This is a genomic window from Betaproteobacteria bacterium, from assembly GCA_016791345.1.
Lineage (GTDB): Bacteria > Pseudomonadota > Gammaproteobacteria > Burkholderiales > JAEUMW01 > JAEUMW01.
Window position 1 is genome coordinate 1 of sequence record JAEUMW010000392.1, and the last position, 12,622, is coordinate 12,622.

The following is a 12,622-nucleotide window of genomic DNA, read 5'->3' on the forward strand; positions in this document are numbered from 1 at the left end:
GCGTCATGCTCGCCGCCGCGGCCGTCGAAGAGCACGACCGGCGCCCCGGGCCGCAGCCGCAGGACGCGCACGAGATGGTGACCGGCCGCCTCGGGCAGCACGATGCGGGCGCCGGCGGCGAGATGCGGCGGCACGTAAACGCGCGGCACGGGGGCTGCGTTTCTACGGCTCTCCAGGTTCATGTAAACTTTTGCTGCGCCGCGCGTTGCGCGCGGGAGCGAGGAAGGAGACAAGGCAACAGGATGCAGGACCCATGGTAAGCCTCGAAACACCCCTCTGCAATTTCGGGTGGCACGCCGTCGACTTCCTGCTGCCCGGTACCGACGGCAGGCACTATTCGATCGGCGACGTGAAGGGGCCGAACGGGCTCCTCGTCATGTTCATCTGCAACCACTGCCCGTACGTCAAGGCGGTGCGCGAGCGACTGGTGCGCGATTGTCGCGAGCTCAAGGAGCTCGGCATCGGTTCGATCGCCATCATGTCGAACGATCCAGCGGATTACGCCGAGGATTCGTTCGAGAACATGCAGCGCGTCGCGCGCGAGTTCCGGTTTCCGTTCCCCTACGTGCTCGACGAGACGCAGGACATCGCCCGTGCCTATGGGGCGGTCTGCACGCCGGATTTCTTCGGTTTCAACGCCAAGCTGCAACTGCAATACCGCGGGCGCCTCGACGCCTCGCGCAAGGACACCGCGCCGGAGGCGCGCCGCGACCTGTTCGAGGCCATGTCGCAGGTGGCGCGCACTGGCGACGGGCCGCGCGAACAGATACCCTCCATGGGGTGCTCGATCAAGTGGAAACATGGCTGACCGACGTCAGCGCTGAAATGGGTGCGCTCATCCGCACCGTCAAGTCGGTGGCGGCGGCGGAGGTGATGCCCAGGTTCCTCAAGGTGGCCCATCATCGCAAGAGCGATGGGAGCCTCTTCACCGAGGCCGACGTTGCCGCGCAGGAAGCGCTTGCGCGCCGGCTGCCGGACATCTATCCAGGCACCATCGTCGGCGAGGAAATGACGCGGAAGACCCAGGTCGAGCACTGGCTCGACGGGGACGCCGGTGTCTGGTGCGTCGATCCCATCGACGGCACCTCGAATTTCGTCAACGGTCTGCCGTACTTCGCGGTCTCGGTGGCCCTCATGCGCCACGGGCGCACCGTGCTCGGCGTGGTCTACGACCCGGTGGCCGACGAGTGCTTCTATGCCGAAGCGGGGCGCGGCTCCTGGCTCAACGGCGAGGCGCTGCCGATCAAGGAGCAGACGCCGAAGCTGCGCGGCGGCATGGCGAGCGTGGATCTCAAGCGCCTGCCGCGGCGGCTGGCGGAGGCCTTGGCCGGCGCACCGCCGTATTCCTCGCAGCGCAACTTCGGTGCGAGCACGCTGGAGTGGTGCTACACCGCGGCCGGCCGCTTCGACGTCTACCTGCACGGCGGCCAGAAGCTCTGGGACTACGCGGCGGGATCCCTCATCCTGGCGGAGGCAGGCGGTCACATGGCCAATATCGAAAGCGACGATTTCTGGAGCGGCGACCTCTGGAAGCGCTCGGTCATTGCCGCCCTCGACCCGGGGCTCTTCGTGGAATGGAAGACCTGGATCCGGGCGCGGCTCGGCTAAGACAGCAAGACACGTTTGCAAGAGGGAAACGCCTGCCAGCCGTGGTATCGGCAGCCTCCGGCGCCTTGGCACTCCTGCGGGACTCACAGCCCCCCGACTGCATACGGCTCAAGCGGTACCCCGATCCTTGAGGGTTGAACCATGATCGTTCATCACTTGGCGTTTTCACGGGGCACCCGCATCCTCTGGCTGATCGAGGAGATCGGGATGACCTACGACATCGTTCGATACCCTCGCGATGAGAACTTCCGCGCACCGCCGGCCCTGCAGGCTGTGCATCCGCTGGGCAAAGCACCGGTGATCGAGGATGACGGCCTGATTCTCGGCGAGTCCGCCGTGATTCTCGACTACATCAATACCAAGTACGGCGAGGGACGCTTTGCACCACCGGCGAACGACCGAGCCTGGTTCGTTCACAACGAATGGCTGCAGTACGCGGAGAGCACGGCCGCCATGCCGATCATGGTGATGAAGATGGCGGCGACGAACGGCGGGCTTTCTCCCGGTATGGAGCGATTCTTTTCACCTCTCCTCACCAGAACGCTCAATCACATCGCCCGCGGCGTCAGTGACCGCAGGTATTTGATGGGTGACGACCTCATGCTCGCCGACATCCAGATGGTGTATCTACTGGAGGTTGCAGCGGGCAGCGGCATGCTCGGCGCTCACCCTGCGGTCGAGGCGTATCTCGACCGGCTGAACGAGCACCCGGCGCTCCAGAAAGCGATCGCCATCGGCGGACCGATGAGGCCGCCACCACGATAGGTCGCGTGCGAGGCGCTGCAGACGGAGGTCGCGCAGACGCGGAGGATCGAAAGCGATGCTCCGAGTTTGCGAATGGGTCAAACCTTAAGGCAGTTCCGCACCCTTCGTCGCGGATGCTGGTGTGATTCCGCGCGAATGTTCAGACTCGTCCCGGCACACAGGAGACGAGTCGATGAACGCGCCCGAAACCCCCAGAAATAAAGCGCGCAGCGCGGATTCTGCCACCCCGTTCGATCCCGCGCGCGCACTGGAACTGGTGACCGACCCGTTCGGCATCGGGCAGGCACTGGCCGCATCGGCGCAGGGCTGGCTGCGCCATCCCTGGGAACTGGTCCAGGCCTGGGGTGCGCTCGGCAGCGCGCTGGCCGGCGTGCAGGCCGACTGGTGGCGGTGCTTAAGCGAGCCGGCGCCGCCCTCATCGGTCGCCGTCGACGCCGACGGCCGCTTCAGCGACCCGCTCTGGTCGCTGCCGCCCTACGCGCTGCTGCGCGATGCCTATCTCACCTACACCCACTGGCTCGAAGCAAGCCTTTTTCACGCGCCGGGGGTGGATGCGCCGACGCGGCGCCGGTCGGCCTTCTGGGCGCGGCAGTGGCTCAACGCCTGGGCGCCGAGCAATTTCCTGGCGCTCAATCCGGTGGCGCTGCAAAAGGCCGTCGATTCCGGTGGACTCACGCTCGCCCAAGGGTTTGCGCATTTCCTCGAGGACATCGAGTCCGGCGATGTGCCGACGGTCGACGCCGGTCCGTTCCGGGTCGGTGTCAACCTCGCCAACACGCCGGGCGCCGTGGTCTTTCGCAACCACCTGGTGGAGGTCATCCAGTACGCGGCGACGCGGCAACGAACGCGGACGGTGCCGATCGTCCTCATCGCGCCGTGGATCAACAAGTACTACATCCTCGACCTCTCTCCGGCAAAGAGTCTGGTGCGGCATCTCGTCGATCAGGGTTTCGACGTCTTCGTGACGAGTTGGCGGAATCCGAACTCCGGCGATGCCGGCACCCGTTTCGACGACTATCTCGTTGGCGGCACCCTGCCGGCCCTGGAGGTGGCGCGGGACATCTGTCGCACACCGGTCGTGCACGCCGCCGGATACTGCCTCGGAGGCACGGCGCTCGCGGCGACGATGGCGTGGTGCAACCGCGGCAGCGAGGCGGTCCCGGTCGCACACTGGACGCTGCTCACGACGTTGACCGACTTCTCGCGACCGGGTGCGATCGAGGTGTTCCTCGACGAGCGCAGCCTCGCCTATCTCGACCGCCTGATGGCGCGCCAGGGCTTCCTCGACGGCAGGGACATGGGGCGCGCCTTCCGCATGCTGCGCGCGAACAGCCTGATCTGGCAGTTCGCGGTGCAGCGCTATTTGTATGGCGAGCGGCTGCCGGCGTTCGACGTGCTCTACTGGAACGCCGACTCCACGCGCATGCCGCGCGCGATGCACCGTTACTATCTGCGCGAGTTCTATCTCAACAACCGGCTCGTCGAACGCGACGGCCTGACGCTCGCCGGGCGGCCGATCGACCTGCGGCGCATCCGGCAGCCGCTGTACATGGTGGGCACCGAGGAAGACCACATCGCCCCCTGGAAGGCGACGTTCACGCTGTGCGGGCTCGTCGCCGCACCGGTGCGCTATGTGCTGACGACGTCGGGGCACATCCTCGGCATCATCAATCCCCCGGAAACCTCGAAGCGCGCCTTCGTTGCCGGCGCCGCGGGTGCCGAAGACCCGGTGGCGTGGCAGTCGCGACAGCAGCGCGTTTCCGGCAGCTGGTGGAAGGACTGGGTGGAGTGGCTCGACGAGCGCTGCGGACCCTGGCGCGACGCGCCGGCGCTGGGAAGTGCGCGCTTTCCGAAGCTCGCCGACGCGCCCGGTTGCTACGTCTTCGAGACCTGAGCGCGCACCCGGCGGCCGATCCTGCCGAAGAGTTCGAGCGCCCCGCGGCGCGCGATATCGTGATCGACGATCGGCGGCGGATAGTCGCGCGCGATCACCACGCCGCAGGAGCGCTGCTCGGACTCGCTCATGCGCCACGGCGCGTGGATGAACGGATCCGGCACGGCCGCAAGCTGCGGCAGGTACTTGCGGATGAACCTGCCCGTGGGGTCGAAGCGCGCCGACTGCGTCACCGGATTGAAGATGCGGAAGTACGGCTGCGCGTCGCAGCCGGTCGATGCCGCCCACTGCCAGCCGCCGTTGTTGGCGGCGAGGTCGAAGTCGTTCAACCGATCCGCGAAGTACCGTTCGCCGAGCCGCCAGTCGACGTGCAGATCCTTCACCAGAAAGGACGCAGCGACCATCCGCAGCCGATTGTGCATGTAGCCACTCGTGTTGATCTGGCGCATCGCCGCGTCCACCAGCGGATAGCCGGTGCGCCCCTGCTGCCACGCTTCGAGGTGTCCGGGCGGGTTTGGCCAGGCGATGGCGTCGCACTCGGGGCGGAAGGCGTGCGCGACGACGTGCGGGTGGTGCCAGAGGATCTGAAAGTAGAAGTCACGCCAGATGAGCTCCGACAGCCACGTTTCAGGACCGCGGCCACCGATTTCCAGCGCCAGTCGTACCAGGCGTCGCACGGAGATCGTCCCGAACCGCAGATGCACGGAGAGGTAGGAAGGGCCGCGCAGCGCTGGAAAGTCGCGGTGCTCGTGGTAGCGCTCGATGCGGCCGAGGAAATCCGCGAGAAAGGTTTCCGCGCCCGACATGCCCGCGGGCAGCGGCAGGTCTGCGAGATTCGTCGGCAGAAAGCCGATGGCGTCGAGCGCCGGCATTGCCGCGCTTGCGTCGGCGGGGGCGAGGCGCGCCGTGAAGGGGACCACGGGATGCGCCGTCACGTCCGCCTCCGTGACGCGCCTGAGCCACGCGGTCCTGTACGGCGTGAAGACGGAGAAAGGTCGATCGTCCTGCGTCAGCAGTTCGTCCTTGTCGAAGATCGCCTGGTCCTTGAACGTCCGCAGGGCAATGCCGTGCGCGGCGAGCGCGCCGGCCACAGTCGCGTCACGGGCGATCGCCCGCGGCTCGTAGTCGTGGTTGGCGAACACCGCCGCGACGCGCAGCGCGGTGGCAAGCCGCGGGATCTCCTCGCGGGCGTGGCCGTGGCGCACGAGGAGGTCGCCGCCGAGTCGCCGCAATTCCTCCCGCAGCTCCGCGACGCTGTGCCAGATGAACTCGACGCGACGATCCGCGTGTTCCGGCAGGGCGTCGAGGATCTCGCGGTCGAAGACGAAAACGCAGTGCACCCGACGCGCTGCACGCAATGCCGCAGAGAGTGCTGCATGGTCGTCGGTGCGCAGATCGCGCCGAAACCACACCAGCGCGGCGTCGAACTCAGTCAAGGCTTGTCCTCAGTCGAAGGATCGCTCGTGAGAGCGCCGGCCGCGGGTGATGGTTCGGGCGCGCGATTGTGGAGACCGGGGGGCATGACTACAATGCAGGAGCACCCATGCAACCGACAAATCTCACCCATCACTTCCTGATCGCCATGCCCGCCATGGTCGATCCGTTCTTTGCGAAAACGCTGACCTACATCTGCGAGCACAGCGATCAGGGTGCGCTCGGGCTGGTCGTCAACCGGCCGATCGACATGAGCCTGCAGGCGCTGTTCGAGCAGATCGACGTGCCGCTGGAAGTGGGGGGCGTGGGCAATCTGCCGGTGCACTTCGGCGGTCCGGTGCAGGTCGATCGCGGCTTCGTGCTGCACCGTCCGGTCGGCGAGTGGCAGTCGACACTGCCGGTGCGCGACGGCATCGCGCTCACGACGTCGAAGGACATTCTGCAGGCGACCGCACGCGGCGAAGGACCGGAGCAGATCCTCGTCACGCTGGGGTATGCCGGCTGGGCGCCCGGCCAGCTCGAACACGAGCTCGCGCAGAACGCGTGGCTCACGGTGACGGCGAAGCCCGACGTCATCTTCGACATGCCCGCCGAGGTGCGCCTTGCCGCGGCGATGGAACTGCTCGGCGTGAGCTTCGCCAGCCTGTCGGAAACGGCGGGTCACGCCTAGGATTCTGCATGTTGACGACTGCTGCCGGACCCGCACTGCCGGGCAGGATGCTGGCGACCGGCGGCCAGTCCTCGTCGCTGGCCAATCTGCGCACGGGAACCGTGCTCGCCTTCGACTTCGGCGAAGCGCGCATCGGTGTGGCCGTCGGCGAGCTGGATGTGCGCATCGCACACGCGTTGACCGTGATCGCCGCCGCGCCGCGCAGCGAACGCTTTCGCGCCGTGGGCGAGCTCATCGAGGAATGGCGGCCGGTGCTGCTTGCGGTGGGTGTGCCGTCGCACGCCGACGGCGGTGCCCATCCGTTCGCCGCCCGCTGCGAGAAGTTCGCGCGCAGCCTGGAAGGCAGGTTCCAGTTGCCCGTTGCGCTCGTCGACGAGAGTTTCACCTCGTGCGCCGCGACTGAGCGCCTGAGCGAGGCAGGGGTCGGCGCGCGGGCGCAGAAGACCCGCATCGACGCCGCGGCGGCCGCCGAAATCCTTGCCGCACTGTTTTCGCAGATCGATGACACTGCCTGACGCCGAAGCCCTGCTGACCGTCCTGACCGAGCAGATGCGCCCGGCAGTCACGCCCGAGACGGCGCTGGTCGGCATCCACACCGGCGGAGTATGGCTCGCGCGGCGGCTGCACGCGAGCCTCGGGCTCAAGCCGCTGCTCGGCACGCTCGATGTATCGTTCTACCGCGACGACTTCGAGCGCATCGGGCTGCATCCGCAGGTCAAGCCCTCGGACATCCCGTTCGACGTCGCCGGCCGCCACATCGTGCTGGTGGACGACGTGCTCTACACTGGCCGCACGATCCGCGCGGCGCTGAACGAGCTATTCGACTATGGCCGGCCGGAGAGCGTGCGCCTGGCGGCGCTCGTCGACCGCGGCGGACGCGAGCTGCCGATCTGCGCGCAGTTCGTGGGCGCGGCGCTGGAAGTCGGGCCGGGCGAGCACCTGGCCCTCCAGCAGGACGCAACGAACCAGCTGTCGCTCGCCCTGGTGCGCCGGGCACCGCGGGCCTAGCCGGCATGCAGCGCAATCCACAGCTCAACAGCCACGGCGAGTTGCAACACCTGCTCACGACCGAGGGTTTGCCGGCGTCGATTCTGCGCCAGATCCTGGACACTGCGCTGCCCTTCGTTTCGGTCGCCGAGCGCGAGGTGAAGAAGATCCCGCTGCTGCGCGGGAAGTCGATCTTCAACCTCTTCTTCGAGCCCAGCACCCGCACCCGCACCACCTTCGAGATCGCCGCCAAGCGCCTCTCGGCGGACGTCGTCAACCTCAACATCGGCACCTCCAGCCAGAGCAAGGGGGAGACGCTGCTCGACACGGTGGCCAACCTGTCGGCGATGCACGCGGACATGTTCATCGTGCGCCATGCCGAGAGCGGCGCCGCGCACCTCATCGCGCGCCACGTCGCGCCCGACATCCACGTCATCAATGCCGGCGACGGCCGCCATGCGCACCCGACGCAGGCGCTGCTCGACATGTTCACGATCCGCCACTACAAGCGCGACTTCACGCGGCTGCGCGTGGCGGTGGTCGGCGACATCCTGCACTCGCGCGTTGCCCGTTCGCAGATCCACGCGCTCAACACGCTCGGCGTGCCGGAGGTGCGGGCCATCGGCCCGAAGACCCTGCTGCCGAGCAATGTCGGCAATCTCGGCGTGCACGTCTACAACGACATGGCCGCCGGGCTGAAGGACGTCGATGTGGTGATGATGCTGCGCCTGCAGAACGAGCGCATGAGCGGATCCCTGGTGCCCAGCCCGCAGGAGTATTTCAAGTCCTACGGTCTCACGCAGGAGAAGCTCGCGCTCGCCCGGCCCGACGCGATCGTGCTGCACCCGGGACCGATGAATCGCGGCGTGGAGATCGACTCCAGCGTGGCCGACGGCGGGCAGTCGGTGATCCTGCCGCAGGTCACCTTCGGCATCGCGGTGCGCATGGCGGTGATGAGCATTCTGGCGGGCAACTAGCGCACCGGGCGCGGACACGAACCGTGAAGATCCACATCAAGGGCGGGCACCTGATCGATCCCGCGAACGGCGTCGACGCGCCGCGCGACCTCTTCATCGCCGCCGGCAAGGTCGTCGCCGTCGGCGCAGCGCCCGACGGGTTCGGCGCCAACCGCACGCTCGATGCGACGGGCTGCGTCGTCGCGCCGGGTCTGATCGACCTCGCGGCGCGTCTGCGCGAGCCCGGCTTCGAATACAAGGCGACGCTCGAATCGGAAATGGCCGCGGCGGTGGCGGGCGGCGTGACGAGCCTCGCCTGCCCGCCGGACACGGATCCGCCGCTGGACGAGCCGGGACTGGTGGAGATGCTCAAGTTCCGCGCGCGCAGCCTGAACCAGGCGAAAGTGTTCCCCCTGGGCGCGCTGACCATGGGCCTGGCAGGGGCGGCGCTGACCGAGATGGCGGAACTCACCGAGGCGGGCTGTGTCGGCTTCGCCCAGGCCGATGCGGCCGTCACCGACACGCTGGTGTTGATGCGCGCGCTGCAGTACGCCGCGACCTTCGGTTTTTCCGTCTGGCTGCGGCCGGAGGACGGCAGTCTCGTCAAGGGCGGCGTGGCGCACGACGGCGAGGTGGCGGCGCGGCTCGGCCTGTCGCCGATCTCACGCTGCGCCGAGACCGTCGCGGTCTCGACCCTGTTGCTGCTGGCCCGGGAGACCGGGGTGCGCCTGCACCTGTGTCGGCTGTCGACCCGCGACGGGCTGGAGATGGTGCGCCAGGCGAAGGCGGAGGGGGTCAGGGTGAGCTGCGACGTGGCGGTGCATCACGTCCACCTGTGCGAACTCGATCTCGGCTATTTCGACAGCAACTGCCACCTGCGGCCGCCGCTGCGCGGCGTGCGCGATCGCGACGCGCTGCGCGAGGGTCTGCGTGACGGCACCGTGGATGCCATCTGCTCCGATCACACGCCGGTCGACGACGATGCCAAGCAGCGGCCGTTCGCCGAATCCGAGCCCGGCGCGACCGGGCTGGAGCTGCTGCTGCCGTTGACGCTCAAGTGGGCGCGCGAGAGCAAGGCATCCCTCGCGAACGCGGTGTCGCTTCTGACCGTGCAGCCGGCACGCATACTCGGTCTCGATCTCGGGCACCTGCGTTGCGGGCACGCTGCCGATGTCTGCGTCTTCGAACCCGAACGGGAATGGACGGTGGCTCCGCGCGCCCTCAAGAGCCAGGGCAGGAACACGCCGTTTCTCGGCCTGGAGGTCCTGGGACGCGTCCGCTGGACCCTGGTCGACGGCCAGATGGTGTACGAAGGCTGAGGTTTCTCCACGCGTTCGACGGAACTCCCGCGCGCTCGCAATTTCTCATCGGGGCTTGAACGACGCGACCCCGCCACGACCTAACCGCTGTACCCACGATCCCCTCGAATCTCATGGACAATCCCCTGCTCGACTTCGCCGGTCTTCCCCGCTTCCCCGAAATCAAACCGGAGCACGTGACCCCCGCCGTGGACACGCTGCTCGCGGAAAACCGCGCGCTGGTGACGAGACTCGCGGAAGATCCGGCCGCACCCACCTGGGATGGCTTCGTGCGCCCCCTGGACGACGCCAACGAGCGGCTCAACCGCGCCTGGGGCCAGGTCGGGCATCTGAACGCGGTGATGAACAGCCCGGAGCTGCGCGAGGCGTACAACGGCAACCTCCCGAAGCTCACGCAGTACTACTCCGAACTCTCGACGCATCAGGGCCTGTTCGCGAAGTTCAAGGCGCTGCGCGCATCGGGAGAATTCGATCGCCTGACCACCGAGCAGAAGAAGGTGCTCGAGAACGAGCTGCGGGATTTCCGCCTGGGCGGCGCGGAACTGCCGGAGGCCGAGCGCGCACGCTACATGGAGCTGTCGGAGAAGCTCTCCTCGCTGTCTTCACGGTTCAGCGACAACCTGCTCGATGCCACCAATGCCTTCTCCCATCTCGTGACGAATCCCGACGAGGTGAAAGGCATCCCGGAGGACGTGCTGGAAGCGGCCGCCGAGGCGGCGAAGGCGGACGGCGAGAGCGGCTGGAAGTTCACGCTGCACGCGCCGTCGTACGTCCCGGTGATGCAGTACGCGGACAATCGCGCGCTGCGCGAGACCCTGTACCGCGCGTACGTCACCCGCGCGTCCGAGCTGGGGAATCCGGAGTGGGACAACACCCCGCTCATGTCGGAGATCCTGCAGCTGCGCCGCGAACTCGCCCGGCTGCTCGATTTCGGCAGCTATGCGGCCTATTCGCTCGAACCGAAGATGGCGCAGAGCCCGCAGGAGGTGCTCGATTTCCTGCACGAACTCGCCGGCAAGGCGAAGCCGTTCGGTGAGCGCGACCTGGCGGAACTGCGCGAGTTCGCGGCCCGCGAACTCGGCTTGAACGAACTCGCCGTATGGGACGTCGGCTACGCGTCCGAGAAGCTGCGGGTCGCGCGCTACGCCTTCTCGGAGCAGGAAGTGAAGCAGTATTTTCCCGAGACGCGGGTGCTGCCGGGCATGTTCAAGCTGGTGGAGACGATCTACGGACTCGCCATCACGCCAGCCGCAGCGCCGTTGTGGCATCCGGATGCGCGCTTCTACAAGATCACGGACCGCTCGGGTGAGCTCGTCGGCCACTTCTACGTCGACCTCTATGCCCGGCCGAGCAAGCGCGGTGGCGCATGGATGGACGACGCCATCACCCGCCGTCGGCGCGGGGCGACGATCCAGACCCCGGTCGCCTATCTCAACTGCAACTTCTCGGCGCCCGTCGGCGGCCGTCCCGCGCTCTTCACCCACGACGAGGTGAACACCCTGTTTCACGAGTTCGGCCACGGTCTGCATCATCTGCTCACGCAGGTCGAAGAGCTCGGCGTGTCGGGCATCAACGGCGTCGAATGGGATGCCGTCGAACTGCCGTCCCAGTTCATGGAGAACTTCTGCTGGGAGTGGGAGGTGCTCCGCCACATGACTGAGCACGTGGAGACGAAAACTCCGCTGCCTCGTCAGCTTTTCGACAAGATGCTGGCCGCCAAGAACTTCCAGAGCGGCCTGCAGACGCTGCGTCAGCTCGAATTCGCGCTCTTCGACATGCGCCTGCATCACGATTTCGATCCGGCCGGCGAGCATTCCCTGAAGGTGTTGCTGGACGACGTGAGGAAGCAGGTCGCCGTGATATTCCCGCCGGAGTTCAATCGGTTTCCCAACAGCTTCTCGCACATCTTCGCCGGGGGCTATGCGGCCGGGTACTACAGCTACAAGTGGGCGGAGGTGCTTTCTGCCGATGCCTACAGCCTGTTCGAGGAGGGCGGTGTGCTCAACCCGGAAACCGGGGCGCGCTTCCGCCGGGAGATTCTCGGCGTCGGCGGCAGCCGCCCGGCGCTCGATTCCTTCGTCGCCTTCCGCGGTCGGCCGCCTTCCATCGACGCATTGCTGCGCCACAGCGGCATGGTTTCCTGACCGTCCCGCAACGCCAAGGGCGGCGCGCGCCGCCCGGCGGCGGCCTTCCTTCGCGGTGACTGGCCCGCGACGTGCTGATTTCAGTCACCCCGCCGCAGACCTCGAAGGAGCAACGCCATGCGAGCACCATGGGCCGTCCTGATTGCTGCCGCCTTCATCCCCCCGCTTCACGCCGCCGAGTTGTACAAGTGGTCCGATCCCGCGACCGGTGCCCCGGTGTACTCCAGCGATCCGCCGGCGGCGGACATCAAGTCGGTGGAGGCGAAGCGGGTGAGCCCCAGCACCATCGAGACGAGCAACCTGCCCTACGGCGTGCAGCGGGCGGTGAGCCGCAACCCGATCGTTCTCTACGTGAGCGACTGCGGCGAGTTCTGCAAGGCCGCGCGGGCCTATCTCGCCAAGCGTGGTCTGCCCTACAGCGAACGCAACCCGGAAGAGCCGGCGGTGGCCGCGGAGCTCAAGAAGGTGACGGGCGGCGCGCTCGAAGTGCCGTACCTCAAGGTGGGAACGAAATCCGTGCGCGGCTACGATGAGGCCCGATACGCTGCCGCGCTGGACGCGGCCGGCTATCCCAGGTCGTCGCTTGCGGGACTCGCTGCGAAGCCGGTCCAGTCCAAGAAGGCGAAGTCCACTGATGCCGCCGTGGCGGAATCGACGAATGCGGGCACGCCCAAGTCGGGCGACGCTGCGGGCAATGCGATGGTCGGCCGCCTGGCGTCCATCGATTCTGCGCTCGCACGCTAGCGCGGCGTCTCATCCCCACGTCTTCCTTCCGTTTTCACTCCGGCGTTTCGCGCACGGCGATTGGACTGTCATTCTGGACGGTTCATCCCGTGCGCGGCGGC

General features: G+C 67.3%; 13 protein-coding genes. 11 read left to right on the forward strand and 2 right to left on the reverse strand.

Annotated elements, in window-relative coordinates:
- On the reverse strand, window positions 1-149 hold a 149-nt coding region (locus JNK68_15070; GenBank protein ID MBL8541666.1), incomplete at its 3' end, for a 16S rRNA (uracil(1498)-N(3))-methyltransferase.
- A 104-nt stretch (window positions 150-253) separates the two neighbouring features.
- Between JNK68_15070 and JNK68_15075 the strand changes: the two genes are divergently transcribed.
- From JNK68_15075 to JNK68_15090, 4 genes are all read left to right on the forward strand, one after another.
- Entirely contained in the window at window positions 254-808 is a 555-nt protein-coding gene (locus JNK68_15075) for a thioredoxin family protein (GenBank protein ID MBL8541667.1), read from the forward strand.
- A gap of 17 nt (window positions 809-825) precedes the next feature.
- Window positions 826-1,608, forward strand: coding sequence for an inositol monophosphatase family protein (locus JNK68_15080; protein ID MBL8541668.1), 783 nt, complete (start codon window positions 826-828; stop codon window positions 1,606-1,608).
- Window positions 1,609-1,749: 141 nt separating this feature from the next.
- Window positions 1,750-2,373, forward strand: a complete 624-nt coding sequence (locus JNK68_15085) for a glutathione S-transferase (GenBank protein MBL8541669.1) — start codon at window positions 1,750-1,752, stop codon at window positions 2,371-2,373.
- A gap of 172 nt (window positions 2,374-2,545) precedes the next feature.
- On the forward strand, window positions 2,546-4,267 hold the full coding sequence (locus tag JNK68_15090) for an alpha/beta fold hydrolase (protein ID MBL8541670.1): 1,722 nt from the start codon (window positions 2,546-2,548) through the stop codon (window positions 4,265-4,267).
- Here the strand turns inward: JNK68_15090 and JNK68_15095 are convergent.
- The gene (locus tag JNK68_15095) at window positions 4,249-5,703 is read right to left on the reverse strand and encodes a deoxyribodipyrimidine photo-lyase (GenBank protein ID MBL8541671.1); all 1,455 of its coding nucleotides are present in this window, start codon (window positions 5,701-5,703) and stop codon (window positions 4,249-4,251) included. The genes JNK68_15090 and JNK68_15095 overlap by 19 nt on opposite strands.
- Before the next feature lie 107 nt (window positions 5,704-5,810).
- Here JNK68_15095 and JNK68_15100 point away from each other — a divergent pair, with 107 nt between their 5' ends.
- The 7 genes from JNK68_15100 to JNK68_15130 all read left to right on the forward strand — a co-directional run bounded on the left by JNK68_15100 (window position 5,811) and on the right by JNK68_15130 (window position 12,521).
- The gene (locus JNK68_15100; GenBank protein ID MBL8541672.1) at window positions 5,811-6,371 is read left to right on the forward strand and encodes a YqgE/AlgH family protein; all 561 of its coding nucleotides are present in this window, start codon (window positions 5,811-5,813) and stop codon (window positions 6,369-6,371) included.
- A gap of 47 nt (window positions 6,372-6,418) precedes the next feature.
- Complete coding sequence (gene ruvX, locus JNK68_15105; GenBank protein MBL8541673.1) at window positions 6,419-6,886, forward strand: Holliday junction resolvase RuvX; 468 nt, start codon at window positions 6,419-6,421, stop codon at window positions 6,884-6,886.
- The gene (gene pyrR / locus JNK68_15110) at window positions 6,873-7,379 is read left to right on the forward strand and encodes a bifunctional pyr operon transcriptional regulator/uracil phosphoribosyltransferase PyrR (protein MBL8541674.1); all 507 of its coding nucleotides are present in this window, start codon (window positions 6,873-6,875) and stop codon (window positions 7,377-7,379) included. The genes ruvX and pyrR overlap by 14 nt, the downstream gene beginning before the upstream one ends.
- A gap of 5 nt (window positions 7,380-7,384) precedes the next feature.
- Window positions 7,385-8,335 (forward strand): aspartate carbamoyltransferase catalytic subunit, encoded by a 951-nt coding sequence (locus JNK68_15115; GenBank protein ID MBL8541675.1) that lies wholly within the window; start codon window positions 7,385-7,387, stop codon window positions 8,333-8,335.
- Between the two features lie 23 nt (window positions 8,336-8,358).
- Window positions 8,359-9,633: a dihydroorotase gene (locus tag JNK68_15120; protein MBL8541676.1), complete on the forward strand. Its 1,275-nt coding sequence runs from the start codon at window positions 8,359-8,361 to the stop codon at window positions 9,631-9,633.
- A gap of 113 nt (window positions 9,634-9,746) precedes the next feature.
- Entirely contained in the window at window positions 9,747-11,777 is a 2,031-nt protein-coding gene (locus JNK68_15125; GenBank protein ID MBL8541677.1) for a M3 family metallopeptidase, read from the forward strand.
- Window positions 11,778-11,894: 117 nt separating this feature from the next.
- Window positions 11,895-12,521 carry a glutaredoxin family protein gene (locus JNK68_15130; GenBank protein MBL8541678.1) on the forward strand — a complete coding sequence of 209 codons (627 nt, stop codon included), beginning with the start codon at window positions 11,895-11,897 and terminating at the stop codon, window positions 12,519-12,521.
- Window positions 12,522-12,622: the final 101 nt, after the last annotated feature.